Genomic DNA, 26,073 nt, shown 5'->3' on the forward strand with positions numbered 1-26,073 from the left:
CCTGTCACCGTTTGCGGCACCGATTGGGGTAAAGAGGAGGTCCTTATGCAGGAGAATAGGGATGTTAGCGGTTTTAGGGTTCTAATGGAGATTTTGGCTGTTTCGACAAGACTTGGTTTAACGTCGTTTGGCGGACCGATTGCCCACCTGGGATATTTTCATAATGAGTATATTCGAAGAAAAAAATGGATCGATGAAAAAAGTTATGCCGACCTAGTTGCGTTGTGTCAGTTTTTGCCTGGACCAGCGAGCAGCCAAGTCGGAATTGGAATTGGTGTGCTGCGGGCAGGTGTTTTAGGAGGAATCGTATCCTTTATTGGTTTTACTCTTCCTTCGGTGATCTCATTGATTATTTTTGCATTAGTCCTCAGAGGATTAGATGTTGGCAATGCTGGTTGGATTCACGGTTTAAAAATAGTTGCTGTGGCAGTTGTTGCTCAGGCAATATTGGGGATGGCGAAAAATTTAACTCCGGATATAAAGCGGAAGATGCTAGCCTTGTTTGCACTGGTAACCACGCTTTTATGGCAAACTGCTTATGCACAGGTTACTGTAATTGGTATATCGGTAATCATCGGCTTTCTCATATACAAGCAACCGAAAGAAAACGATGATGCTGAGATTCACTTTCCAATATCAAAACGTTTTGCAGTTATATGTTTGGCAATATTTTTTGGATTACTAATTCTTTTACCGATAATCCGCGAAGTGACGGCACTAAAGTGGGTTGCCATTTTTGATAGTTTTTATCGTTCAGGTTCGTTGGTGTTTGGTGGTGGCCATGTAGTTTTACCTTTGCTAGAAAGGGAATTTGTACCCACTGGATGGATAAATGAAGAAACTTTTTTGGCTGGATATGGGGCTGCTCAAGCTGTACCAGGTCCATTATTCACATTTGCTGCATACCTTGGCGCCGTGATGGATGGTTGGCAAGGTGGATTATTAGCCACAATCGCCATTTTCATGCCGGCATTCCTGTTAATATTTGGCTCACTGCCTTTTTGGAATTCACTGCGTCGCAATCCAAAAGTAAAGGGTGCTTTAATGGGAGTAAATGCCGCTGTTGTTGGGATTTTAATTGCTGCATTTTACCAGCCGATCTGGACCAGTACCATCCTTAAGCCCATTGATTTTGCATTTGCAGCGGTATTGTATAGTCTGCTTGGGTTTTTGAAGCTACCACCGTGGGTGATTGTAGTAACAGGGGCCATCGGTGGAACACTCATGAATACACTATAATATTTCGGACCGAACTATTCCTTAACGGCGAAAACCATCATCAGATTACAACTGTGTGTAAATATATCTTTACATTCAGTTGTATATTTTTTACAATCAATGTAAAGATATCTTTACTCCCAATACGGAGGGTTAACCATGAGAGTGATCAATCATATTAAAGAAATACGTCAAAAAAGGGGGATTACACAAGTAAAGCTGGCTGAGGATTTACAAATAACACGGCAAACCGTAAATGCAATTGAGAAAAATAAATATAATCCCAGTCTCGAATTGGCCCTAAAATTAATCGAATATTTTGATGTGCCAATTGAAGAATTGTTTTATCTAGAGAAAACAAAGGGTGATAAAGGTGAAAAATAAAAAACAATTTATACTAGTTTTTTCATTTATTATGGTGTGTATATGGATCGGTGGATTATTAGGAATTTATGTTATTGGGAAAGAAACTGGTGAATACAACTATGCATTAACGATTCCAATGGCAGCGGGAACAATTTTCGGCACCGCTGTCACATTATTTTTTTCGAAATGGAATAAAAAAAGAAATGGAAACCTCCCGGAATTTGATGAACGAAGTGCACTTTTGATGAAACGATATTTTTTGATTGTACTTTATGTTGTGCTTTTTGGTAGTGGGGCTGCTTTAAACATTTTATCTCTTTCGGCAAGAAGACTCCATCTGATTTGTGTTACGGGAGAAGCCCAACAATTCAGGTGGAGATGAATTGCCGTCAGCCGATAGACTGAAATCTTATGTTTGGTTTGCATAATTACCCCATTGTTTCAAGAACGAACGTTCGCATATTATTTGTGCTAGCGATATAATTAATCGTAGATGGGAAGTGTATTGACAAAGTTAGATAATAATAATCATTCAGTGTTCTTACTCTACTATCACTTGGTTTTCGTCATTAAGCATCGCAGAAAAGTAGTAAAAGATGAGATTTCAGATTATCTGAAAGAACATTTCATACGATTACTTGAGCCAAAAGGAATTAAAGTAGAAGAATGGAACCATGATTGTGACCACGTTCATATATAGTTTCGTTCAGTTCCAAATATCGATTTGTCAAAAGCTATTAACAGCTACAAAAGTGTTAGTTCTCGTTTCGTAAAACGTGATTTCCCTCAAATTAAACATTACCTTTGGAAAGAGATGTTTTGGTCTCGAAGTTATTGCCTTTTGACAACGGGCGGTGCGCCTATCGAGAAAATTCGAAAATACATTGAGTCTCGAGGAAAATAATCCCAATTAACGCTCTGAGAAAGGTGGTGAACAAAATGACCAGGAAAAAGGCAGTTAAAGTATTGCGGAAACAAAAGAAACTTGAAAACATTCAAAGGTTCACTCAAAAACAGAATCTCGGACGAACTAGCCTTGCCGCAAAAGAATTCCGGTTGCTTCAACGCATGACTCATAGTTCAAAAGCGTTGCGAAACGTCGGGTTATACGCGATAAAGCAATGCTACTTGAACAACGGAAGAATGGCTACGGTAAACGAAGTGGACGCTGCAATGCAAGCGGATGTGAATTATTGGGGCATTCAATCAAACTCCGTTCAAGCTATTCGTAGAACACTGTTTTCGGAAACAAAGAGCTTTTTTAAAGCATTGGAACAATGGAAGAAAACTCCTGAAAAATTCACTGGTCGTCCTAAGTTTCCGAAGTATTCTGGCTCCACTGAAAAACGGATTATTGAAATCTATCAAGTTCCGAAAGTAGACAAAGATGGATTTTGGACGATTCCCATGAACGTGGAATTCAGAAAACGCTTCAGCTCTATCAAAATCCGTATGCCTAAAAATTTGTTAAACCAGAAAATCTCCTACATTGAAATCAAACCAAAGCAAAAAGGTCGGTTCTTTGAGGTGCACTACACCTATGAGGTGCATGTGGCTCAAATGAAGAAACAATCAACGACCACGATATACGCTTTGAGTGGTGATTTAGGTGTAGACCGATTATTGAGTTGTGCAACAAACAAAGGAGACGCCTTCTTAATTAATGGAAAAAAGTTAAAATCCATCAACCAACACTTCAATAAAGCGATAAGCAATTTACAGCAGAAAAATATCGAAAACGGCATTTCCAAACGGGTTGTGACCAATAAACTAGCTGAACTCTGGAACAAACGAGAGCACCAAATCAATGGATATTTCTCACAAGTCGTCGGCTTGTTGTTTAAAAAAGTTAAGGAATATAATATTGATACCCTAATAGTTGGTTACAACGTGGGCTGGAAGCAAGAATGCGATATAGGAAAAAAGAACAATCAACAGTTTGTCCAAATTCCATTTCAGAAACTCATATCTGCCATAGAAAATAAATGTATAAAAGAAGGCATCCGTTTTCTCAGACAAGAAGAAAGCTATACCTCAAAAGCTAGTTTTCTAGATAGAGACAGTATGCCTGTTTGGTCAAAAGACGATAAAACCAGCTACCACTTCAGTGGCAAGCGAATCACTCGTGGTCTGTACCAAAGTAAATCAGGAAAATGTATTCACGCTGACATCAACGGAGCATTGAATACGCTACTTAAATCAGGAATAGTAAAGTTGGAGGAAAACTTTCAAATAAAAACTCCAAACCTACTATACGTCCAGAAACGTAAGGCTGTTGCTTAGCGCATGGCTTAGTGGGTGCGTCAACCATCCATGTGTATTCGTCACATTTGTGCCGGAGCTTGTAGTACATAGCTCGTAAGGCTATGACTTCTCTGTATCCATTCGGAGAACCTTAACTCATGGTAGGGAGGGTGCAAGTGGGAAAACGATAGCTCGTCGCCAGTACCGACCAAAAAATAACTTGGGGTGTCGCTGTAACGTGGCATGAATTCTAGAGCGTCAAACTGTCTAGCAATAGACGAGAAGACCTAGAGTTCGAACTCAAGCCCCCACTGAAAAGATTCACCTCAGTGGGGGGAGTTGACATTCAATGGGAGTCTACGTAATTGAAACTGGTATGTTAATCGTATGCTTAATGGTTTTATACATCGTGATTGGGTTGGGAGCGCTTGTGACAAAACGTTTATAAGAACCCATGAAATTCCAACTTATGTTAAAATAATGAGTAGTTGGAAAGGAGATGCTTTTGTGAAAAAAATAAGTATCATCGGAATCGTAGGCTTAATTTTTCTACTATTACTCACAAGCTGTAACAAAGAACCAAGCCCTGAAGACCAATTTTCAAAATACATAAAGCTATGGAATGGGCAAAAGTTTTCTCAGATGTATGATTACTTGTCTACTGATGCAAAAAAATCGATTACCAAAGAAGAATTCGTCAACCGTTATGAAAAAATATTCAGCGATTTGGAAATTACTAAGCTCGATGTGAAGTCAGCTAAAACGGACCAAGACAAAAAGACAAAAGAAGCAACCTTCAAGCAACCGTTCACGGTAAAAATGGAGACCGTTGCCGGCCCAATAAAGTTTAATCAGACTGCCAAGCTGATTAAAGAGAAACGAAATGATAAAGAAAATTGGTATATCGATTGGAACACAGGCTACATATTTCCTGAACTAAAAGCTGACGATAAAATCAGCTTCAAGACAACACCTGCAGTACGCGGCGAGATCCTGGATCGGAACGGGGATCCCATGGCGATAAACGGCACGGCATTTCAAATTGGGGTTGTTCCTGAAAAAATGGGAGCACAACCAGAACAAGTCGTCAGCCAATTGGCTGAACTGCTCCAAATTAAACCTGAACGTATCCAAAAAGCGCTTGATGCAAAGTGGGTAAAACCGAGTTTCTTCGTTCCGGTCGCAACGATTTCTGCTGAAGAAACGGACCTCCTCGAAAAACTGTATCAATTATCGGGTGTGGATAAACAAAATACCGAAGCAAGAATCTATCCTTTTAAAGAAGCTAGCGCCCATTTGATCGGGTATACTGGTCCAATCACTCAAGAAGAGCTTGATAAGTTAGCTTCAGAAGGCTACTCATCATCTGATGTGATCGGTAAAAGAGGACTGGAGCAAGTTCTTGATAAAAAATTAAAAGGAAAAAATGGCGAAAAGATTTTTATCAAAAAAGCAGATGGCAAAGAAGTATTGCTAGCAAATAAGCCTGTTCAAAATGGTGAAAATATTACGTTGACGATCGACGCAACCCTGCAGCAACAAATTTTCACACAGTTGGCAGGCGAAGCGGGAGCATCGGCTGCGCTTGACCCGACAACAGGTGAAACCTTAGCGTTAGTAAGCAGCCCGAGCTTTGACCCGAATCAAATGGCAATCGGAATGTCCGAGGCGGAGCTGGATTCGCTCCAGAACAATCCACAAAAGCCGCTACTTAACCGATTCAAAAGCACTTATGCACCAGGCTCAGTGCTCAAACCGATTACAGCTGCGATTGGCTTGTCGGCAGGAACGCTCACTCCGGACACGACAATCAATGTCAGTGGGCTAACTTGGAAAAAAGACCAATCATGGGGCAATTATGTTGTTACACGAGTAAAAGACCCCAACGCTCCTGTAAATTTGGAAAAGGCTCTATTATATTCAGACAACATTTATTTCGCCCAAGCTGCACTTTCATTGGGTAAAGACAAATTTTCGCAAGGATTAAAACAATTCGGATTTGAAGAGGAGCTACCATACTTATATCCGCTTGAATCCTCTAAAATGGGAAAAATGGATAGCGATATAGAACTGGCTGATTCGGGCTATGGACAGGGTAAGATTGAGGTCAATGTTCTGCATATGGCAACAAGCTATACTCCGTTTCTGAATAACGGAAATATCATCAAGCCGATTTTAACGTCAGAAGAAAACAAACGCGAGGTTTGGAAAAAAGAGGTTGTAAGTAGTTCAAATGCAAATACCTTATCAGCTAATCTGCTAAATGTCGTTGAAAATCCGCAAGGCACAGCCCATTCAGGAAAAATTAACGGGATGACGATTGCCGGAAAGACGGGAACTGCTGAGTTAAAATTAAAACAAGATGAAAAAGGTGCTGAACTCGGCTGGTATGTAGCATACAGAACCGATGCACCGCAACTATTGATTGCGATGATGATTGAAAATGTTCAAGAACGAGGCGGCTCGAAAATTCCAGTCGAAAAAGTGAAAAATGTATTCGGCCAATATGGACAGGGAGATTCAGCAATTCCTGCTCAGTAAGATATTCAATCGAGTTAGCGAAAATTGCCACAAAAAAACCGCGATAGACGATTTAATTGAAGCGGAAATTTCGTTATAATGTTGAATCAAAGGGGGTGCTTAACAGATGGAGAATCATTTTAGATTGTCTGGTACTTCTTCCACTCATGCAAAGCCTATTATTGGAAAGGCGATACTTTGCATGGGGCGAAACATTTAACGATATCGCTGAACAGGCTTTTCTAATAATTAGGCTTTGCACCTTATTTTTTTCAAAATCAAAATAAGGGGCGGGCAAATTTGAAATATATGAACGCAAGTAAAGTTTTACCTGAAAAGCTCATTATCGAAATCCAAAAGTATATTCAAGGGGAGACTCTCTATATCCCTAAACAGGAAAAGAAGTATCGGAAATGGGGAACATCAAGTGGAGGAAGACACTTGCTTGACCAACGTAATGCCGCCATCAGACAATCCTTTATTAGTGGCAGCAGTATCCAACAGTTGGCTGAGGAATATTATCTTTCAACTGAAACGATAAAGAAAATCGTTTATTCAAATAAAAAGTAAGCAGACAGCACTGGTGAAAGCTCTTCATCAGTGCTGATTTTATGTAAAGGCTGTGTTAAAGCTTAGTGTTGATTTTTCTCAAGTTGATTGGAGCGGAAGGCACGAAGACTCCTGCGGGAGTAGCTTGTATGGGAGACCCCGCAGGCGCGAATGCGCCGAGGAGGCTCCCAACTAGCCCCGCGGAAAGCGAAGTGCCTGCAGCGGAAATCAACATTCATGTTTAACACAGCCTATGTAAAAAACATTTCTAAGTTATTTTCTCCATTTTAGAAGTTAGCTGCAGTAGTTAAGATATATAAATAGGAATCGAAGAACAAAATGAATGGAGATTTACATGATGAACGAGAGCTTTATTAAAAATGAACAGTTTAATTTTATAAAAAAGCAGATAGATTTAATTAAGGACAGCAAAAAAAAGAATGTACCCACAAACGTTTTGACTGCTGTAATCGACTTAGCTACCACCAAAGTTTTCGACTTATTTCCAACACTTACAGCAACACAACAACAATTATTGGACGTTTCCGGACTGAAAACAGATAAAGACTATGAGCAATATATCCAACAACTTTCGGATTACCTGCTACCTTTTCCAACGATAACAGAGCAGCAACTGAAGAAAATGGTTCCGAAAAATAAAAAATTAAAGCTGCCTGATTTAACAAAAATTGACCATCACCAGTTGACGTACTTAAGTTGGAATGATCTGAGATCTAATAAAAAATATATCGCATACGAACTAGAGGGAAAAATGGTTTGTATTGAATGTGAATTTTCATCAACCAGCAAAAAGAACCTTTGTTCTATCTGTAATAGTTTTGGTGATGTTGTCTATTTTTCCACTGTAACAAAAGCGAAAAAGCTGAAGAATCCCGATTATTTCAGAGCCATCGGTAATCTTATTTGTGCTGACAGTAGTGAATGTAACAAAAAAATCACCAATGTTGAGTATTTAACAAACTTCCTAAAAGACTCGCTAGGAATATCATAAATTTTAATAATTCCGCGAAATCAATGTCAGATTTTACATTTCATGATAATTCTGCAATAGTAATTTATAAGAGTTATTTTTGAATAATGTTGAAATGATGATTGATTGGGGGAATAACGATTTGCTAACAATTCACGAATTAAATGATATTAAGGAACTCCAAGAGATTTGCGAGAATGCTGGGGGATTTCAGCTTAAGTTGAATTTTGATATGCTGGAAAACCGAGTGGGTGATCGCAAGGAGGATTTTTTTCATTATGATCTAGATTCTGGCAAACTAGTCGGCTTTTTAGGTAGCTATGGATTTGGCAGTAAGATTGAACTTTGTGGGATGGTGCATCCTGAGTACCGTCGCCAAGGAATCTTTACTAATTTGCTTAATTCGGCAATAAATGAAGCGAAGAAGCACCATGTTTCTACCATTTTGCTCAACGCACCAACCGATTCACAAACGGCAAAAGCATTTTTACAATCGATTCCTTGTACATTTTCGGTTGCAGAGTATCAAATGCAATGGCAGCCAACCGAATTGACACCCGATACCACCGTTTTGATCAGACCTTCAGTTTCACAGGACGATTGGGAGGCAGAAGTTCAGCTTGGTATCACTGCTTTTGGCGAGAGTGAGGCGGATGCCAGGGTGTTTCAGGAAATGATTAGTAAAGAAAGTAGTGACCAAAGATACATCATTGAAGAAGACGGGAAAATTGTCGGGAAAATGCGTGTGTCTGAAATGAATGGAGAAACGTGGATTTTTGGTTTTGCTGTTTTCCCAGAACTACAGGGCAAGGGGATTGGCCGCAAAGCGTTAACCAATGTGGTAATCACAGAAAGTCAAAAGGGGTTGCCAATTTTCCTTGAGGTGGAAGCAAAAAATATCCATGCCCTTAAACTTTATGAATCTTGTGGCTTTAAATCCTACCATTCGCAGGACTATTATCTGTATCAAGATTAATGAGCTATCGTCATAAATATACATTCTAATCGGTATAAAAAGGTGGAGGATCCGATGGAAAAGTATGATTTTATTATCATTGGCGCAGGAATGGGTGGTCTAAGTGTTGCAAACTTTCTAGCTAAATATCATAAGAAAGTATTAGTTTTAGAAAAGCATAATATTCCAGGGGGACTAGTGACATCGTTTGCGAGAAAAGGGGTTCATTTTGATTTGGGGATCCATGGTCTTTATGAATTAAAAGAAAAACAAACGATTCCCCAGTTTATGGAGTTTTGGGGTGCGCCACCGATTGAGACAATTTCATGCCGAGGCGATATGACTTGCTTTATTGATGGACAAAAGCATGTATTCAGACATGGCAGAATCAAGGAAGATTTTATCCGAGAATTTCCAGAAAATGAAGCTGATATAGAGAGGCTTTTTCAGATTATCGAAAAAATTAATGCAGAAATGTTTTCGGGAACGGAAGCACCCGAGCCACCGTATGATATGAATTTGCTCGAGCTGATTCGTTTTGGTCTAAAATCAAGAAGGCGAATGCCGACATTCATGAAATATGGAAATAAAGATGCCAAAAAAATCCTCGACAAACTTACCGACTCCGACGAATTAAAATCAGTGATATATTCCTATTGTCCGTACCCGATGGTGTTTATGGCGTTTGCCTATCAGTGGGGGGTATTCAGTAACAATGAATATCCAAAAGCAGGGATGCAGGCAATCCCTACTGCTGCAGTTACAAGCCTGAAACAAATGGGTGGCGAACTTCATCTGAATGCGGAAGTTGCCGAAATTCTTGTTAAGGATGGCAGCGCCTATGGAGTCAGAACAAAAGCAGGCAAAGAATATTATGGAAAAGTCATTAGTAATGCATCGCCACAGTATACCTATAACTGGATCGAGTCAGAAGAAGAAAGTGTAAAAAAAATGCAGCACGCCCTCGAGGCAAAAAAGATTTTTCCTTCTGTATGTGCGCTATTTATCGCAGTGGATGACGCTCGTTATGATTTTGGCAATGTCGAATGTATTAGCATTGCTGGAAGTAAGGATTATCAGAAGCAGCCGGAAGAATATTCGGAAGAAACAGCTCCGATTGTCATCAACATTTATCCAAAGCGGGACGGAGATCGGTATCGACCACTTGTGGCATTAATCCCACTTACATACAACTATGGCGATGACTGGAAAACAGACGTAGGTCCGAAGCGTAGTGATGATTATTTGGCATTGAAGAAAAGAGTGGAGATGACAGTGCTAAATAGAATCATCAATCATTTAGGAAATGAATTTGCGAAAGCAGTTGTCTTTAATGAATTATCTACTCCACTGACATACGAGAGATATACGAATAATTATCATGGTTCCTTCATGGGATGGTCCGTCGAAGAAAAGGAGTACGGAAAGTACTTAAAACAAAGAACAGATATAAAAAACTTATTTTTGGTGGGGCAATGGGTATTTCCTGGTTTTGGTGTTGCTGGAGTGATGGCCAGTGGCTATTATCTTGCAAAAGAAATATTGAAAGATGAAGGAATCGATTTGAAGCAGGAATTTACTGAGTTTTTTCATACAGCTTAACATGAGGAAAAAGATGCAAGAAAATCTAAAGGTGATACTTCAAAAATGAAGGTCGCCTTTTTTATGCTTTTTATACTAAAGCACAGCCGGAATCTCTTAACTATCATACTTATATTAGTGAACAAAAATAATAGGAAAGGAAGTATGATAGTTATTGAATATTAGAGTAACTCCTAATAATGCCGCGCAAGATGAACCTAGTGTGGCCGTTAATTTGCAAAATCCAAATACCATTATCGCAACTGCAAATGACTTTCGACTAGGTCCTAGCCGGACAGGATTGTACCGTTCTACAGACAAGGGGAAAACATGGACAAACACTATTCTACCACTACCAGCAGGATTCACTGAAGGTGCAGATGGTGTTGTGAACTATGGAGGTGACAATTTCTTTCTAGTATCAGGTGTTGTTTTTAATAGAGACGCTGCTGGTAATGGCATTGACACAACGACTGTGGTCTACCGATCTACAAATAATGGACAAACCTTCTCTGCACCAATTATCGTAAATCGAGGAGCAGGCGCTGCTGAAATTAACGATAAAAACTGGTCAGCTATTGATATTTCCAGAAAGAGTCGCTTTAGAGGTCGAGCCTATATTAGTTACACTCAATTTACGGCAAATGGTTCGCAAATTTTGTTTCAAAACTCGACAAATGGTGGAGTAACTTGGTCGGCACCAATCCCAATCAGTGCTGTAACAGCTGGTAATACCTTCGTTCAGGGCTCTAATCTCCAAGTGGGTCCAAGAGGTGAAGTCTATGTCGCTTGGCTTGAACGTCAACAATTCAATAACGGCAATGTAGCATTCTTTAGAATTCGACGTTCTAATGACGGTGGAGTGACATTTGGTCCAATTGTTACCGTCAGTCAATTTGCTGCAACTCCTTTTACCTTAAACGCTAATGTCCCCACTTGGCAATTCAGAGCCTCTAGCAATGCTTACCTTGCTGTAGATACCTCTAAAGGTCGTTTCAAAGGTCGGGTATATGCTGTGTGGCAGGATTATTCAACAGGTAACTCTCATATTCTCGCCTCCCATTCCGATAACGGGGTAAATTGGACAACCCCTGTAAGAGTAGATAGTAGAAATCCAGAAAACACACAAAACTTTTGGCCGTTTCCAGTTGTTACCCTTTCGAAAGGAACAGTGAAAGTCATTTACTATTCAAATAGGGTCGCTGGAACCAATCTATTGGATGTTTTCGTATCAGAGTCATCAAACGGTGGCAAATCATTCCGTAACAACAAACGAATTACAACCCAATCCTCTAATCCAGGAAACACACAATTTATGGGTGACTACATTTTTGCCGCAATTAACCCTTCAGAGGGACTAGTAGCTGTTTGGACTGATTTTAGAACTGGAAACCAAGATATTTTCATCGAAGTGCAGTCTTCACGAAAGCGTAAAGGTCCAAAACATTAGTGTGTTTTAAATTACAGTCAACAACTGTCTCATCTCAAAAAGGATGGGACTTTTTAGTGTTTTGATATTTTTTTAAAAATCAAACACGACTGAAAAGCAAAAGTTTAACTAATTTTTTTGTACTTTGTCCATCATGCCCCATCATAAAATGAACCAAAGGGGGAGATGAGTTGCAGCGTAATCAATACATAGACGGGCTAGATGGCCTTCGAACTCTTGCTGTAGCAGTGGTGATACTTTATCATCTTAATTACGCTTGGGCACCCGGTGGATTATTGGGTGTGGGAATCTTCTTTGTACTATCTGGATATTTAATAACCGGGATTTTGCTGCGACAATGGGAACAGCATCAACGCTTGGATTTTAAGGATTTTTGGATTCGCCGAGCAAAGCGACTCTTGCCGGCTTTATTTACGATGCTGATTGCGGTGATTGTTTGGTCTTATTTAAAAAATCAACAGCAACTTCCCGTCATCCGTGCGGACAGTCTGGCTGCAGTCTTATATGTTAGCAATTGGTGGTATATTTTTCACGATGTTTCATATTTTCAAAGCTTTGGCCCGCCCTCACCGTTTGAGCATTTATGGTCCTTAGCCGTAGAAGAGCAATTTTATTTATTATTTCCATTGCTGCTGTGGCTCGGATTGCGCTGGAAATCGAATTCCAAATGGCTGTTAGGATTTTCATTAATCTTAGCCATTGTGTCAGCCTGTCTGATGGCTTGGCTTTATAAACCAGGCGTAGACCCCAGTCGCGTTTATTTTGGGACTGATACGAGAGCGTTTGCTTTATTAATCGGTTGTGGCTTGGCATTTTTATATCCAAGTCATAAGCTTAAAGAGTCAATGTCTAAAAGAAACCAAATACTGTTGGATTGTCTAGGAACAGTCTGTTTAATTAGTTTGTTAGGTTTTATTTTTGGAATGAATGAGTATAACTCGTTTTTGTTTCGAGGTGGACTCGTCCTCATTTCGCTCATCACGGCGATATTAATCGGGGTGATGGTTCAACCAACGAGCGTACTCGGGAAAATCTTCGCATGGAAGCCTTTGAAGTGGTTAGGAGAACGTTCATACGGCATTTATCTGTGGCATTTTCCCGTTATTGTCCTAAGCAATCCGGTAAATTATGTAGATGGAATTCACTGGACGCGCTTGATTTTACAAGTATTAGTGACGATTGGATTAGCAGCAATTTCGTATCGCTGGATTGAAAACCCGATTCGCCATGGTAAATTGTCTCGGCCGGTGATGGTAAAAAGCTCAGTTGCCATTTTAATAGGTATTATCTTCTTGATGTTACCAATTCAAAAAACAGAACATGATTCAATTGCTGCCTTTAGTCCGACTAAGGAGGAAATCATAAAACCAATTCCGACAACACCCGCTCCCAATGCTACAGCAAATACTGAACCAACAGCCGAACCAACACCCGAACCTCAAACCGAACAAACTACCCCCAATACAGATCCAACATCAAATCCAGCACCTGAACAAACTCCAGCCGAAATTAAAGTAACCGCAATCGGAGATTCCGTGATGATCAATTTGGAACCTTATTTAAAACAGCTAATCCCTGGCATTATCGTTGACGGAAAAGTCGGCAGGCAACTGATACAAGCGATTCCGGAAGTTTCTGTGATGAAGTCAAATGGGAACCTTGGAAATGTAATTATCATTCAATTGGGTACCAATGGTCCGTTTACGATGGAGCAGTTGCAGTCCCTTTATCAAGCACTTGGTACTCCAAAACAGGTAATCTTTATCAACACACGAGTGCCAAGACCATGGGAGTCTGAGGTCAATCAAACACTCGCAAAATTTGTGTTTAGTACGCCGCAAACGAATCTGGTCGACTGGTACACACTCAGTGCCAACCAACCGAGTTACTTTGCACCAGATGGTGTGCACCCCTCAACAACAGGTGCTCAGGTGCTGGCAAATGAGGTATTTGCAGTCATTGAAAAATAAAGAGGAATTAGGGTTAGCTAAAATGAGCGGACCCTAATTCCTTTATTGATTTTCGTGTAGGGAGGGTGAGACTTCATAGGCGGAGAATTTCCGTCTATTGTATGTTAGGGAATCTTAAAACGCCCAAATAAGCGGAGTTTTTCCGTCTATCTGCTCTAAAATGGACAAAATTCTTAGATTTGAACGATTTAACCGGAAAAACTCCGCTTAAATTCAAGGAAATATGGCTATTTCCCTATTTAAGCGGAATTTGTCCGTCTATTTTACAAACAAGGTGAAAACAACATTCAACCCTAACGGTGCCAAACTTAGAATGCTGGAAGTGAATCCGATGTCATTGCACTTGACATGATGCACGCACCACTAGCGCCAACAGCAAGGACTTCGTTGATGTTCGTTTCCTTGATTCCACCAATCGCAAACACGGGGATGGATACAGCACCACAAACTTCTTTAAGAAAGCCAAGACCTCTAGGTGGAACGCCCTTTTTACTATCCGTTGAAAAGATATGTCCAGCGACTAAGTAAGTAGCCCCAAGCGCTTCAGCCTCAATAGCTTCACTCACTGAATGAACAGAGGCACCAATGTTTGTGAAGGCCACTAACTCGTCCTTATTTTTGCGAAAATCCACCATCGACAAATGAATGTTAGCAAGCTTTAGTTTTTTTGCAACAGCCAGGTTTTGATTGATAATGAGCGGGACTGAGTTCTCCCTGCAAATGTCGCTTACCTTCAAAGCCAAAGCCTCGTAATCTTCCAAACTCAAATCTTTTTCCCTGAGCATGATAGCAGTCGGACGAGCTTTAGCTAGCCACTCAATCCTGGACAAAAAATCTCCCTGACAAAGCTTTCGATTCGTTATCGCAATGAGCTTCATAATAGTCTCCTAAACTCTGAGATAATCTGTATAAACCGGCTGCAAGCCTCTTGCTACAATCACATCGTGAACCTCTTTAACACTGCGCTCATCAGAAATCTCAAATTGTTGATCGCCTTTCTGTTCCTCATCGTGACCACCAACGCCAACATTCACTCCGGCCGACATTTTCGTCGCGACTAAGCCGATTACATTGTCACGGAAGTTTGCGCGTTCCCGGGTCGAAATCGTAATCCCGGCAAACGGCATTAACAATCGATATGCTAGCATGACTTGTAATAGCTGCTTTTCGTGCACGTCTTTTGGATTATTTGCTGCATTATTAATATATGGCCGTAGGCGTGGGGTAGAAAATGAAATCTCGGCATGCGGATATTTCTGTTGGATTAACGTCGCATGCAATCCCGTTGCAAAAGCATCCTTACGAAAATCATCTAAACCAAGCAAGGCACCAAAGGCAACACCACGCATCCCTCCTAAGATTGCACGCTCCTGTGCATGAAAGCGATATGGGAAAATCCGTTTTGAACCCCATAAATGGACCTGTTCATATTTATCGGGATTATAGGTTTCCTGATAGACGGATACAAAATCAGCACCACAACTGTGTAAAAAGGCATATTCATCAACATTTAGTGGATAGATTTCAATCCCAACCGTCGAAAAATATTTCGTAGCCAGTTTGATTGTTTCACCAATATAGTGAACCGGTGACTTATGGCGCGATTCCCCAGTAAGCAACAGAATTTCTTTTAATCCTGTAGCAGCAATCGCTTTAAGCTCAGCCTCAGCCTCATCCATGGAAAGATTGCCGCGAATGATTTTATTTGTCGCAGCAAAACCACAATAAGTACATTCGTTTTCACAATAATTGGCGATATATAAAGGTGTAAATAGGGATATCGAATTACCAAAATGCTTCCGCGTTTCAAGCTTTGCTTTTCGGGCCATGTCTTCCAAATAAGGCATAGCAGCAGGGGAGAGAATCGCTGCAAAATCATCCAGCGTAAGCTGATCTTTGCTTAAGGCAGTTTCAACATCTCGACTATTATAATTTTCATAATCATATTCTTTAGCAGCAGTGATGACTCTTTCCATAAAATCAGAATCGATGATCTCCATTCCATCCAAATATTCCATATGATTGGTTCGTCTTCTTAATCCCATCATTAATCCTCCAAAAATCCTGTCAAAGGACTAGATGCCTCTGCTTGAAAATCCAACACTCGGCCTAAACCAGCGAGGTAAGCGGAACGACCGGCTTCAATTGCATGCTTAAACGCTTTTGCCATCATGGCTACATCATTTGCTGTCGCAATGGCAGTGTTACACATCACTGCAGCTGCGCCCATTTCCATCGCTTCGCATGCTTGCGAAGGTCGGCCAATCCCGGCATCAACGATAATCGGTAGCTTGATTTCATCGACAAGGATTTGGATGAAATCCTTCGTGCTTAGTCCTTTATTGCTACCGATTGGAGCACCGAGTGGCATCACAGCAGCAGCACCGGCATTCACTAATGCTCTTGCAGCGTACAAATCCGGATACATATAAGGCATGACTACAAAACCTTCGTTGGCCAGAATTTCCGTCGCTTTGACCGTTTCGTAGTTATCAGGCAACAAATATTTGGATTCACTAATCACTTCTAATTTGATAAAATCACCACAGCCAAGCTCCCGCGATAAGCGGGCGATTCGAACTGCTTCTTCAGCATTTCTCGCTCCAGAAGTATTCGGAAGTAGGGTAATATTCTCGGGAATGTACTCTAATATATTTTCCTCGCCACCAGCATTGGCACGGCGGAGGGCGAGGGTCACCATCTCCGCTTCTCCGTGCTCAATAACGGCCCGCATCATCTCTAATGAAAATTTTCCTGATCCTAAAATAAATCTTGATTGAAACGCATGTCCACCAATTACTAACTGATCATTCATTTTGCAAAATCCTCTCTAAATATCTTCAATTTCTAACAATAATCGTAAAATCATATTGGCCTGATGACCGGCACAAATAGAAACACGCGGAGCCATCAAACCTTTGCCAACTCTTGCTCCATTTTCCAAATCCCCACATAGGTAAAAATTTTTCATTGGTCGTGTTGTTTTAATTAAATTCGAGCTGTCAAAGCCGGCCATGCCCGATGCAGAGACGATTTTCACATGAGGTAGCTGTTCTAAGGCAGTATTCACCAACATCGATTTCTGATCTGGCTTATCGAATGCTTCGCAAATAATATCAAAATCGCTGAAAAGCTCTTTCACATTTTCTTCGGTAATTTTGATTGTTTTTGTGTCTACCTTAATAAATGGATTAATTTGCTCGATTTGCTGTTTCAAAGCAATCGTTTTCGGCAATCCAAGATGACTAATATAATAGCTTTGCCTGTTGAGATTACTAGGTTCAACAATGTCAAAATCGACAAGCAACAGATGTCCCACACCAATTCTAGCCAGCATGATTGCAATATTTGAACCGAGCCCGCCAAGTCCGGCAATGGCAACTTTTCCTTGTTTAACTTTCTTATGTACATTAGGCGTATGTCTTGCCATCATCATACTTTCTAATTCATCTTGTTTTGGCATGACGCCTTTTTGGATGATTGATAGCACATCATTTTCTGCTATTCGGCAATCCTGATCGATTTGAAAGCCGTTTAAAATGATAATGTCAGTTGGAATGCCGATTTGTTTTCGCACTTCAAAGGCAGTTTGGCAATCAAGTTGTAGTTCCTTTCCATTTACTGTTATTTTCATGTATCAACCACCTCCAACAAATTGCACGACTTCTAATGTATCTTCATCTGTTAGCAGAACAGCGCTATAAGTAGATTTTGGAACGATTTCACCATTACGTTCTACAGCAATTGTTTTTGGATTGTAATTTTGCTTAATTAAAAAATCATACAAAGTTTGTTGATTTTCTAATGCGATTATCTCGCCATTTAATTTCATTCTATTTTTAGCCCCTTTCTAAATTTTTCCAATAAAAAAGCACAAAACGAAGTAAACACCCTTTCGGTGGTGTTCCCCATTTTGTGCTACAGTTTATTATTAGATTTATTAGAATTATATAAAAGCAGAGTGGTATCGTCAATAGCTTACAAGTAGAAACTTGGGAACGAAAGCGATGGAATCGTGCCCGAAAATTCGTATTTTTTATACTAAGATAATCATTCGTGTACAACACTTACAAATTATGGTATTTGATAATAACACTACCACAACTAAACAAACGCAGAAAAAATGTAACTCCTGCGTTAATCTAGATATTTTAAAGTGCGATTTTCATACTAGCAATCTAAATCCTACTCTACGATTAATTTACCAGCCATCGTATCGTGGCCTGTACCGCACATTAATGAGCAATAATACTCGTATTCACCTTTTTGATCTGCGACAAATTCAACTGTTTCTCCGCCTTTAACATCCACATCGAATTCATCGATGGCAATCCCATGTGAGCCAACGTCATTTACAACTGTTAGCTTAACCGTGTCGCCAGCTTTAACCTTGATTTCTTTTAAATCAAATTGGAAATTTGTCATATTAACAGTTGTTTCTACCACATTACCAGTGGCCTCAACTTTCTCGGAAGAGGATTCTTCATTTGATGATGGTGCAGTGGTTTCTTGCGACTCCGGTTCTTTAGTAGAGTCTTTCTCATCTCCTGAACCGCACCCGGCTAGTCCGAAAGTAACAAAACCTGCCATGATAATCGCTAATAGTTTTTTCTGCATGTAAATGCCTCCTCAAGTTAGCTTTATTTTCCTATTATTATAATTTTAAATGAACAGTCATTCAATATATTTTTTAAAAATTCTAAATTTTCTAAAATGGACATATATTTTTATAGACTTCTATGGTAAGATAACTGCAAACGTTTCCAAAAAATATTTGGGGGGTCTAAATAATGAAGAGAAAATGGGCTTTTGGATCTGCATTTCTTGCTGCGTCACTAGTAATCAGTGCCTGTTCGAGCGATGAAACATCGAATGAACAAAAAGAAACAACAAAAGAACCTTCATACAGCAACTGGTCTTCTTTTGGCTTTGATTTGGGACTAACTCGGCATGTTTCTAGTGATGAAATTACCAAAGACAACGTGAAAGATTTAGGCCTCGTGTGGAACAAAAAATTTAAAGATCTTAATCCGGATATACCTGCCGGAAATCAGAACTTTCCAGTTGTCATCGACGGAGTGGCATACGTTTCAACAAGTGGAAACTATGTTTATGCTTTTGATGCATTGACGGGTGATATGATTTGGGAGTGGGTACCGCCGGCAGAAATTAAAGAAACAACAACGCGCATGAATATGCCAAGCTCAAACCGTGGCGTAGCTGTAGCAGACGGCAAGGTATTCATGATTACAAGTGATGTTGGTTTAGTATCGATTGATCAAAAAACAGGAAAAACCATTAAAATGATTCATTTAAAAGATTTCTATCCAACTGTAACACCAGAAAATGGTTATTATGAAACGACTGCTCCAACTTATTACGATGGAAAAGTCTATGTTGGTTCATCAGGTGGAGATAACGGTGTACGTGGCTTTGAAATGGCCTTTAATGCAGATGATTTAACACCTGCATGGGATGAGCCTTTCTGGACAGTACCACCAAAAGGGGAATCTTGGCTTGCTGAAGGCTTGTTCGGCGGAGGCGGTGCAGTCTGGATGCCACCTAGTGTCGATGATGAATTAGGTCTACTTTATTTCTCAGCAGGAAATCCGGCTCCTGATTTCTATGGTGAAAAACGTCCAGGTGAAAACCCACACACGAACTCGGTCCTTGCTGTAAACGCTGACACTGGTAAACTTGTATGGTCCAAGCAACAAACCTCTCATGACCTCTGGGATTATGATACTGCAGACTCACCATCCGTTTATACTGCAAAAATCGATGGTAAAGAGCGCCGTGTCGTTGCAGTAGGTACAAAAGGTGGAGAGTGGTTCGTCTACGATGCCAAAGATGGCACACCAATTTACGAGAATGTAGCCTTTGCGAAAAAGATAGACCATCCTACGCCTACACCTGAAGGAGTTAAGGTTTACCCAGGTATTTTAGGTGGACAAAACTATGCGCCAAATACATTTGACCCTAAACTAAATCTTGATTTAATACCTGGTATCGAACAAGGTGCGATTATTAAGACTGCAAAAAATGAAGAAGAAGGCGGAACAAGAACCGGTTTAATGGGAGCTGATGCATTTGGAACATCCTATGCACCACCAACTGATGAGCCGGCAATAGGGACAATCACTGCTTTAGATTTAAATACTGGTAAAATCAAATGGCAAATTGACACACCTGAAATGCAGCGTGGTGGTTTAACGAGCACAAAAACAGGACTCACTTTCTATGGTGAATTAAGTGGAAAAATCAATGCTTTAGATACAGCTACTGGGAAGATTTTATGGACACATCAGACAACAGGCGAAAGCATTAGTGCTGCTCCAAGCGTTTTTGAAGTAGATGGAAAGCAATATATCATGATTACATCAGCTGGCCGCAATCCGCAAATTCATGTATTTGCTTTAGGCGGGGACAAAACGCAAGGTAAAGCAAAAGAAGGCGATTCAGGCAGTGTCCATAAGTAATCGTACAAGAAGGTAAGGGGGAATTAATGATTCTCCCTTATTTTTCTAATTCAAAGAGTTAAGGAGGATATCGTGAAAAACTTCGCATTATTAATCTTAACAGTGCTCACTTTTGGTCTCCTTGCAGCATGTGGTACAAAGCAAGAAGTAGTTTCGCAGTCAAGGAATGTGAAAATGACCCTCGATTATCATGATATCGCTGTATCTGAATGGAAGTCTGACGGTTCCCACCATGTTGAAATTAAAGGAACATTAACAGTTGAGGGAGAACCAGTTGTTGGTGCTAAAATTCAAAACTCTGAACGACGTATCATGAAAACGAATGAGAATGGCGAATTTTCGTTAACGGTTGATAGTAACATCGTTGAGAAAAACGTAATTAAAGTGATTGATGTGAGGGATGCGACAGTAGAGGCTAAAAAACTGAATAAGCAAACGAAAAAATCACTGTTGGCACTTGAAGATGAGATTGTAATCCACTATCCGATAGAGGTAGATAAAGTAGAAGCAAATCAGGAAAATTCCGAATTAGTTGATGTCTACGGGAAGGCCCAGCTCCATAAAGGTGAAAAGTTTCCGAAGTTTGGAACCTATAAATATCGTGTTACAGGGACAATTAAAGACCATAGCGGTCATCCAGTCGAGGGGGCAACCGTAAATCTTCGCCGCGATGGGGTTGAAGGATTTTCTATGAGTGACCCTAGTGATGCCAACGGAGTATTTGCGATGTATTACATTCCAGAGGATGATGAAAATCATTATTTTTCCGTCTATGTTCCGAGTAAAAACAAAACGTATACATTACCGGAAAACAGGGCCTTTTTATTCCCAGATGATGTAGGAGTAAATATCAAAATTACCCTACCTGAAACAGGAAACGTCATTGACGATACCCTAGAGAATCTTATTGCAACAACAGAACCCGGCTCGCTACATCGTGGTGTCTTAATTGGGGTTCAAACTGATGAGGATTATTCGATTACCGTACCAAAGCGAGATGGTTCATTTACATTAACGATTTCAAAAGCCGTGTGGGAAAACAATCCTAAATTTTATGAACTAAATTATCAAGGTTTTCATGAGGATGAAATCACTTCAGGTGACACACTATCTTCATCACAAATACCAAAACCTGCAAAATATGACCCTGTCGATATTAAGGCAACAAAAAAATAATGTTTTTCTGTGATTTAATGGTTCAGGCTACTCCTGAGCCGTTTTTTTTGTTCTATTAAAACCATGTCAGTTGTGCTAAGTGAATTAATAATATTTGATTAGTTTGTCCATTCCAATTGAAACAAAGCGAATACCTTATTATCAAGAAAACAATTTTCATGATAGTAGGAGGAGAATGAGAGTGAAAGAATCAGATTCCGGTAGAGTGGAGAACCAAGTATTTTCGAACCGTGTTGCAAGAGCCGAGTTTGATGAAAACTGGAAAACGACCTTTTCATCGACTGGTTATGTTATTTATGTTGCATTATGCGATAAAGCAGAGTTAGTCGTTTTGCTTGACGATGGAACGCGAAAATTACTTGTCTTTAAAAAGGGTGGAGAGGTAATCGTCGGCAGCGGTGGAGTAAGTCATTATAGTAAACCACACTATGCGATTATTTTATAATATTTACTCCAAAATACCGATTTCCTTAGTAACACGATGCTTCTGGAGAAATCCAGAGGCATTTTAAATTTTATGACAAATTTGAGAGATATCTTCTAATTGAAGTATAGTAAAATAATATAATACATGAATTTAATGTGCGGGAGAAGAATTACAATGGAACATTTAGCTGTGGATAGCTTGTTTATGGACGCGTTTAATTTTTCTAAAATCGGAATGGCTTTGGTTTCACTAGAAGGCAATTGGTTAAAGGTTAACCCTGCTTTGTGCGATATTTTGGGATATGTTGAAGCAGATTTGATCAAAATGAACTTTCAGGATGTAACCTATCCTGATGATTTGGAAATGGACCTTACTTACCTTGAAAAAATAATCAATGGTGAAATGGATTCCTTCGAGTTAAGCAAACGTTTTTTACATAAAACCGGTCAAATGATCTGGGGCTTATTAAGTGTTTCACTTGTGAAAAATCAAGAGCAGCATCCTTCATACTTTATATGTCAAATTCAAGACATCACCGAAAAAAAAGTACTAATTGAAAAGCTTGAGAAAAGTGAAATTCGTTATCGAAATATTACACGTTACTCACCTGAGCCAATGGCCTTGTATTTCGAAGGAAAGCTAACCTATGTCAATGAAGAAGGTGTTAAGTTAATCGGTGCAACCAGTTATAAGGAGTTAATTGGAAGAAATATCAATGAGTTTATTCATCATGATTTTATTAATATCGTTAGTGATCGCGTTCAGAAAATGCTCTCATCGTATGAACAATTGGAAGCGATTGATATCAAACTGATTGATGTAAGCGGTAAAGAAATCGATGTCAGAATTTCCTCGATGCCGATTGATTATTTTGAAAGAACTGAAATACAAGTTATTTTTACAGATATTACACAGCGCAAACGAATCGAAAAGGAATTGCAGGAAAGTGAACAACGATACCGCGCATTGGTTGAATCGTCGGCAAATGGAATTGTGCTTCATCAAGATGGGAAAATCGTTTATGTAAACCCAAAAATTCTGAGTTTACTAAAGGCGGTCTCTGAGGATCAGTTAGTGGGACAACCAATCATAAACTATGTTCATCCAGACTATCATGACATAGTGAAACATCGGATTGAGGAGCTCGACCGTAATATTCCTGTTGGGGCGATTGAGGAAAAATACCTATGCTTTGATGGAACAGTTGTTGATGTGGAAGTGGTTGCGACACCAATAGAATATATGGATAAACCTGCGTTCCAAGTAATCGTTCATGATATTTCAAAAAAGAAAGAAATGCAGAGTAAGCTCGACAAATCCAAGGAACAATATCAGACTGTTATTGAAAAAATAAAAGAGGTAATCTTCCAAACTGATATCAATGGGAGGTTTACATTCCTAAATCCAGCTTGGGAAAATATTACCGGATATAAGGTTGAGGAGAGTCTCGGTCATCATTTTTATGAATATATTAATGGGACAGACCGAAACCAATTTCAAGATCAATTCAATGCCATGATAAAAGGAAAAAATGAATACGTGGGTAAAGAAGTTCACTGTCTAACAAAGGATGGAGGCAATTGTTGTGTCGATGTGTTTGTTAAAGTTTCATTGAATGAACACGGAGATGTAACCGATACGATTGGGACACTGAATGACATTACAAAACGGAAGGAATCGGAAGCGGAATTGATCGCCAGTGAAGAGCGCTTTCGCATGTTGGCTGAATATTCAAGTGATATGATTTCCCTGCATGATGTCAATGGGGTGTATCTTTACACTTCACCTGCCTGTAAGGAAATATTGCAATATGAAGCCGAAGAATTAATCGGGCGTGATGCCTTTCTCTTCATACATCCTAATGACCGTGAAATGATATCAATGGATAACGCGTATGTAAGAATGCAAGGATATACAACTTCTACGTATAGATTGCGCCGGAAAGATGGCGAGTACGTTTGGATGGAATCTGCGACAAAGTTGATAAGCGATCCCAAATCTGGCGAAGAAAAACTAATTGTTGTCTCACGAAATGTTACAAATCGTAAACTGACTGAACAAAAGCTCCAAAAGGCAAATGAAATTTTGCAAAAGCTATCTACTGTTGATGGATTGACCGGAGTGTCTAATCGACGAGCTTTTGATGAGCGTTTGGAAATTGAATGGAAGCGTTCACTACGTAACTCGACTCCGCTTTCGCTCATCATGTTTGATATAGATTATTTTAAGGCATATAACGATACTTATGGTCACCAAGGTGGTGATGGCTGTTTAAAGCAGATTGCAAGTACCATTCAAGAAACGTTGGGACGTATTTCTGATTTTATTTGTCGTTATGGCGGTGAGGAGTTCTGTGCTATCCTTCCTGATACAAGTAAGGATGGAGCTAAGACAGTCGGGGAGAAAATTCGTACTGCGATTGAGGGATTAAAAATCCCGCATGCTGGTTCAAAAAATCAACCTTGGGTGACAATCAGCATCGGAACAGCGACGATGATTCCGACTTTGTATACCTCATATGAGGATTTAATTGCTAATGCTGACAAGGCGGTATATCAAGCAAAACATAGTGGGCGTAATTGTATCTGTCATTATGAATAATGATCTAAAAGTTTGGTCACGAGAATTTTTTCGTGTCCATTTTTTTGTGTAATTATCAGATAATTTTTTAATTCACACTTGACTGATTGGAATTATGTGTTTTATAATAAAATCAATAGAAAAACACATTCGAGGAAAGAAGGAGTGTTTAATATGAACGCCAAAAAAGAAAAAAAGCGCCAGAAACTTATTAATAAACTAGTATTTTTTAATGTATATAAAGAAGATGACAAGCAGCTTTACGAACTATCACTTTTAAAGCTAGAATCCGAGTATAATAAATTTAAACTTCAATATCATCCACATGGTGAATTTGGATCCATCCAATTCATTTAATTTGAAAATCAATTTGAATAATATTCAACATTTAACAACTCTGGTTTGGAGTTGTTTTTTTGTTTTAATAATTAACAATTTTGGATACATGTGTCTAAACTGTGAAAAAATTATAAGCAAATTATTATTCATAATTTTTGAAATTTTGATATAATATATTCGAAAAGAGAATAAATATTCAAATATTTAGAAATAGCCAAACAGTCTTGGCTCAATGATGTCAAAGAAACCCGGAAATCAATGGGTTAAGCTGACCAGACAGGCAATCGAGTGTGTTGTGTTAAAAAGGAAATTCTACAATTTTTGACCAACATATGGGGAATTTTGCTATTTCTAAATAGCATGCCGATGTAAGAACACATTTCTGCTGTCAGAGAAAGTTTGAGAGAACTAAGGGGTATTGGAGATTGAAACATTTTTAAAGGGGAGACGGGAGAAATGAATGTAAGTGGCTGGATCAGAGCTTATATGTCAAAAAGTATGAACAATGAAGAATTTTTAATCAAAGTAGCCAATGTTATTGAAAAGCAGCTTAAGGAATGGGATGAAAACTACGAGGTCTACATAATGAAGCTCACAGACTATGAGTTCAACGTAAAAAAGGGTGAAACGTATTTAGAGGTTGTACTAACAGAAGCTGAACTGGATGAATTACAAAAGCAAGCACCATTTTCATTGGATGTTAAAATATGGAAAGAATTAGAACGACAAGGTCTTGAAATCATTAAAGGACATGGTAATTATCTCGATTCAATCCTTTAATTGCTGTAAAAGGTATAAAGTCTCGCTAGTAGAGCATCTAGATTGGTTCTCGCGTAAAAGAAGGGTAGTTTTTGAAAAAGTTGGCTGTTTCCCAATTTAGGTAGTTATCATATTAATCATAAAGGTGGAGAACATGATGGAAGTGACAGATGTAAGATTACATCGGGTAAACCAAGATGGATGAATGAAAGCAATTGCTTCAATTACACTTGAACATGAATTTGTTGTTCATGATATCCGGGTCATTGACGGTAATAATGGTTTATTTGTAGCAATGCCAAGTAAGCGAACACCTGATGGACATTTCCGCGATATTGCTCATCCAATCAATATTGAAGCGCGAGCCAAAATCCAAGATGCTGTTTTAGCAGAGTACCATCGATTAGGAGAACTTGAAGCAGAAGCAGAAGATGAGGCCAAAGTTCAGGAAGTTGGCGCTTCCTAAAGT

General features: G+C 39.4%; 24 protein-coding genes and 1 pseudogene. 19 read left to right on the plus strand and 6 right to left on the minus strand.

Annotated features, from left to right (window positions below):
• Positions 1 to 45: 45 nt before the first annotated feature.
• The 12 genes and pseudogenes from HHO41_RS15725 to HHO41_RS15780 all read left to right on the plus strand — a co-directional run bounded on the left by HHO41_RS15725 (position 46) and on the right by HHO41_RS15780 (position 13,844).
• Positions 46 to 1,239 carry a chromate transporter gene (locus HHO41_RS15725; protein ID WP_169100349.1) on the plus strand — a complete coding sequence of 398 codons (1,194 nt, stop codon included), beginning with the start codon at positions 46 to 48 and terminating at the stop codon, positions 1,237 to 1,239.
• Positions 1,240 to 1,377: 138 nt separating this feature from the next.
• Positions 1,378 to 1,602 (plus strand): helix-turn-helix transcriptional regulator, encoded by a 225-nt coding sequence (locus HHO41_RS15730; RefSeq protein WP_169100350.1) that lies wholly within the window; start codon positions 1,378 to 1,380, stop codon positions 1,600 to 1,602.
• On the plus strand, positions 1,592 to 1,966 hold the full coding sequence (locus tag HHO41_RS15735) for a hypothetical protein (protein WP_169100352.1): 375 nt from the start codon (positions 1,592 to 1,594) through the stop codon (positions 1,964 to 1,966). Before HHO41_RS15730 ends, HHO41_RS15735 begins: the two co-directional genes overlap by 11 nt.
• A 111-nt stretch (positions 1,967 to 2,077) precedes the next feature.
• Positions 2,078 to 2,488: pseudogene (tnpA, locus tag HHO41_RS15740) on the plus strand (IS200/IS605 family transposase).
• Positions 2,489 to 2,523: 35 nt separating this feature from the next.
• Positions 2,524 to 3,867 (plus strand): RNA-guided endonuclease TnpB family protein, encoded by a 1,344-nt coding sequence (locus HHO41_RS15745; protein ID WP_169100354.1) that lies wholly within the window; start codon positions 2,524 to 2,526, stop codon positions 3,865 to 3,867.
• Between the two features lie 468 nt (positions 3,868 to 4,335).
• A complete protein-coding gene (locus tag HHO41_RS15750) occupies positions 4,336 to 6,369 on the plus strand; it encodes a penicillin-binding transpeptidase domain-containing protein (protein WP_169100356.1) in 2,034 nt (677 codons plus the stop codon).
• A 279-nt stretch (positions 6,370 to 6,648) separates the two neighbouring features.
• Positions 6,649 to 6,918: a CD3324 family protein gene (locus HHO41_RS15755; RefSeq protein ID WP_169100358.1), complete on the plus strand. Its 270-nt coding sequence runs from the start codon at positions 6,649 to 6,651 to the stop codon at positions 6,916 to 6,918.
• Between the two features lie 334 nt (positions 6,919 to 7,252).
• Positions 7,253 to 7,909, plus strand: coding sequence for a FusB/FusC family EF-G-binding protein (locus HHO41_RS15760; RefSeq protein ID WP_248278494.1), 657 nt, complete (start codon positions 7,253 to 7,255; stop codon positions 7,907 to 7,909).
• A gap of 79 nt (positions 7,910 to 7,988) precedes the next feature.
• Positions 7,989 to 8,864 (plus strand): GNAT family N-acetyltransferase, encoded by an 876-nt coding sequence (locus HHO41_RS15765; RefSeq protein WP_248278495.1) that lies wholly within the window; start codon positions 7,989 to 7,991, stop codon positions 8,862 to 8,864.
• A gap of 54 nt (positions 8,865 to 8,918) precedes the next feature.
• Positions 8,919 to 10,445 (plus strand): phytoene desaturase family protein, encoded by a 1,527-nt coding sequence (locus HHO41_RS15770; RefSeq protein ID WP_169100360.1) that lies wholly within the window; start codon positions 8,919 to 8,921, stop codon positions 10,443 to 10,445.
• Between the two features lie 154 nt (positions 10,446 to 10,599).
• A complete protein-coding gene (locus tag HHO41_RS15775; protein ID WP_169100362.1) occupies positions 10,600 to 11,874 on the plus strand; it encodes a sialidase family protein in 1,275 nt (424 codons plus the stop codon).
• Positions 11,875 to 12,044: 170 nt separating this feature from the next.
• The gene (locus tag HHO41_RS15780) at positions 12,045 to 13,844 is read left to right on the plus strand and encodes an acyltransferase family protein (RefSeq protein WP_169100364.1); all 1,800 of its coding nucleotides are present in this window, start codon (positions 12,045 to 12,047) and stop codon (positions 13,842 to 13,844) included.
• A 308-nt stretch (positions 13,845 to 14,152) separates the two neighbouring features.
• Here the strand turns inward: HHO41_RS15780 and HHO41_RS15785 are convergent, their stop codons facing one another.
• From HHO41_RS15785 to HHO41_RS15810, 6 genes are all read right to left on the minus strand, one after another.
• Entirely contained in the window at positions 14,153 to 14,722 is a 570-nt protein-coding gene (locus HHO41_RS15785; protein ID WP_211171187.1) for a thiamine phosphate synthase, read from the minus strand.
• Between the two features lie 9 nt (positions 14,723 to 14,731).
• Positions 14,732 to 15,889 (minus strand): 2-iminoacetate synthase ThiH, encoded by a 1,158-nt coding sequence (gene thiH, locus HHO41_RS15790; RefSeq protein ID WP_169100366.1) that lies wholly within the window; start codon positions 15,887 to 15,889, stop codon positions 14,732 to 14,734.
• Positions 15,890 to 15,891: 2 nt separating this feature from the next.
• Complete coding sequence (locus HHO41_RS15795; RefSeq protein WP_169100368.1) at positions 15,892 to 16,659, minus strand: thiazole synthase; 768 nt, start codon at positions 16,657 to 16,659, stop codon at positions 15,892 to 15,894.
• A gap of 15 nt (positions 16,660 to 16,674) precedes the next feature.
• On the minus strand, positions 16,675 to 17,478 hold the full coding sequence (gene thiF / locus HHO41_RS15800; protein WP_169100371.1) for a sulfur carrier protein ThiS adenylyltransferase ThiF: 804 nt from the start codon (positions 17,476 to 17,478) through the stop codon (positions 16,675 to 16,677).
• A gap of 3 nt (positions 17,479 to 17,481) precedes the next feature.
• Entirely contained in the window at positions 17,482 to 17,676 is a 195-nt protein-coding gene (gene thiS / locus HHO41_RS15805) for a sulfur carrier protein ThiS (RefSeq protein WP_169100373.1), read from the minus strand.
• Between the two features lie 353 nt (positions 17,677 to 18,029).
• Positions 18,030 to 18,461, minus strand: a complete 432-nt coding sequence (locus tag HHO41_RS15810; RefSeq protein WP_169100375.1) for a cupredoxin domain-containing protein — start codon at positions 18,459 to 18,461, stop codon at positions 18,030 to 18,032.
• A 173-nt stretch (positions 18,462 to 18,634) separates the two neighbouring features.
• On the opposite strand from HHO41_RS15810, the gene HHO41_RS15815 reads away from it, so the two are divergent.
• From HHO41_RS15815 to spoVG, 7 genes are all read left to right on the plus strand, one after another.
• Positions 18,635 to 20,323, plus strand: a complete 1,689-nt coding sequence (locus tag HHO41_RS15815) for a pyrroloquinoline quinone-dependent dehydrogenase (protein ID WP_169100377.1) — start codon at positions 18,635 to 18,637, stop codon at positions 20,321 to 20,323.
• A 72-nt stretch (positions 20,324 to 20,395) separates the two neighbouring features.
• Complete coding sequence (locus HHO41_RS15820; protein WP_169100379.1) at positions 20,396 to 21,499, plus strand: carboxypeptidase-like regulatory domain-containing protein; 1,104 nt, start codon at positions 20,396 to 20,398, stop codon at positions 21,497 to 21,499.
• A 181-nt stretch (positions 21,500 to 21,680) separates the two neighbouring features.
• Positions 21,681 to 21,944: a hypothetical protein gene (locus HHO41_RS15825; RefSeq protein ID WP_169100381.1), complete on the plus strand. Its 264-nt coding sequence runs from the start codon at positions 21,681 to 21,683 to the stop codon at positions 21,942 to 21,944.
• Between the two features lie 156 nt (positions 21,945 to 22,100).
• Positions 22,101 to 24,527, plus strand: coding sequence for a PAS domain S-box protein (locus HHO41_RS15830; protein ID WP_169100383.1), 2,427 nt, complete (start codon positions 22,101 to 22,103; stop codon positions 24,525 to 24,527).
• Between the two features lie 153 nt (positions 24,528 to 24,680).
• Positions 24,681 to 24,863 carry a Fur-regulated basic protein FbpA gene (locus HHO41_RS15835; RefSeq protein WP_169100385.1) on the plus strand — a complete coding sequence of 61 codons (183 nt, stop codon included), beginning with the start codon at positions 24,681 to 24,683 and terminating at the stop codon, positions 24,861 to 24,863.
• A 438-nt stretch (positions 24,864 to 25,301) separates the two neighbouring features.
• On the plus strand, positions 25,302 to 25,625 hold the full coding sequence (locus HHO41_RS15840; RefSeq protein ID WP_169100387.1) for a hypothetical protein: 324 nt from the start codon (positions 25,302 to 25,304) through the stop codon (positions 25,623 to 25,625).
• A 184-nt stretch (positions 25,626 to 25,809) separates the two neighbouring features.
• Positions 25,810 to 26,070 (plus strand): septation regulator SpoVG, encoded by a 261-nt coding sequence (spoVG, locus tag HHO41_RS15845; protein ID WP_248278496.1) that lies wholly within the window; start codon positions 25,810 to 25,812, stop codon positions 26,068 to 26,070.
• Positions 26,071 to 26,073: the final 3 nt, after the last annotated feature.

The organism is Bacillus sp. DNRA2, assembly GCF_012843265.1.
Classification (GTDB): Bacteria; Bacillota; Bacilli; order Bacillales; family Cytobacillaceae; genus Bacillus_BU.

Excerpts from the sequence above, each read along its gene's own strand:
- HHO41_RS15810 (WP_169100375.1), bottom strand. The coding sequence starts at position 18,461 with ATGCAGAAAAAACTATTAGCGATTATCATGGCAGGTTTTGTTACTTTC.
- thiS (WP_169100373.1), bottom strand. The coding sequence starts at position 17,676 with ATGAAATTAAATGGCGAGATAATCGCATTAGAAAATCAACAAACTTTG.
- HHO41_RS15725 (WP_169100349.1), top strand. The coding sequence starts at position 46 with ATGCAGGAGAATAGGGATGTTAGCGGTTTTAGGGTTCTAATGGAGATT.
- thiF (WP_169100371.1), bottom strand. The coding sequence starts at position 17,478 with ATGAAAATAACAGTAAATGGAAAGGAACTACAACTTGATTGCCAAACT.
- HHO41_RS15745 (WP_169100354.1), top strand. The coding sequence starts at position 2,524 with ATGACCAGGAAAAAGGCAGTTAAAGTATTGCGGAAACAAAAGAAACTT.
- HHO41_RS15730 (WP_169100350.1), top strand. The coding sequence starts at position 1,378 with ATGAGAGTGATCAATCATATTAAAGAAATACGTCAAAAAAGGGGGATT.
- HHO41_RS15770 (WP_169100360.1), top strand. The coding sequence starts at position 8,919 with ATGGAAAAGTATGATTTTATTATCATTGGCGCAGGAATGGGTGGTCTA.
- HHO41_RS15785 (WP_211171187.1), bottom strand. The coding sequence starts at position 14,722 with ATGAAGCTCATTGCGATAACGAATCGAAAGCTTTGTCAGGGAGATTTT.
- thiH (WP_169100366.1), bottom strand. The coding sequence starts at position 15,889 with ATGGGATTAAGAAGACGAACCAATCATATGGAATATTTGGATGGAATG.
- spoVG (WP_248278496.1), top strand. The coding sequence starts at position 25,810 with ATGAAAGCAATTGCTTCAATTACACTTGAACATGAATTTGTTGTTCAT.
- HHO41_RS15815 (WP_169100377.1), top strand. The coding sequence starts at position 18,635 with ATGAAGAGAAAATGGGCTTTTGGATCTGCATTTCTTGCTGCGTCACTA.
- HHO41_RS15830 (WP_169100383.1), top strand. The coding sequence starts at position 22,101 with ATGGAACATTTAGCTGTGGATAGCTTGTTTATGGACGCGTTTAATTTT.
- HHO41_RS15760 (WP_248278494.1), top strand. The coding sequence starts at position 7,253 with ATGATGAACGAGAGCTTTATTAAAAATGAACAGTTTAATTTTATAAAA.
- HHO41_RS15795 (WP_169100368.1), bottom strand. The coding sequence starts at position 16,659 with ATGAATGATCAGTTAGTAATTGGTGGACATGCGTTTCAATCAAGATTT.
- HHO41_RS15840 (WP_169100387.1), top strand. The coding sequence starts at position 25,302 with ATGAATGTAAGTGGCTGGATCAGAGCTTATATGTCAAAAAGTATGAAC.
- HHO41_RS15835 (WP_169100385.1), top strand. The coding sequence starts at position 24,681 with ATGAACGCCAAAAAAGAAAAAAAGCGCCAGAAACTTATTAATAAACTA.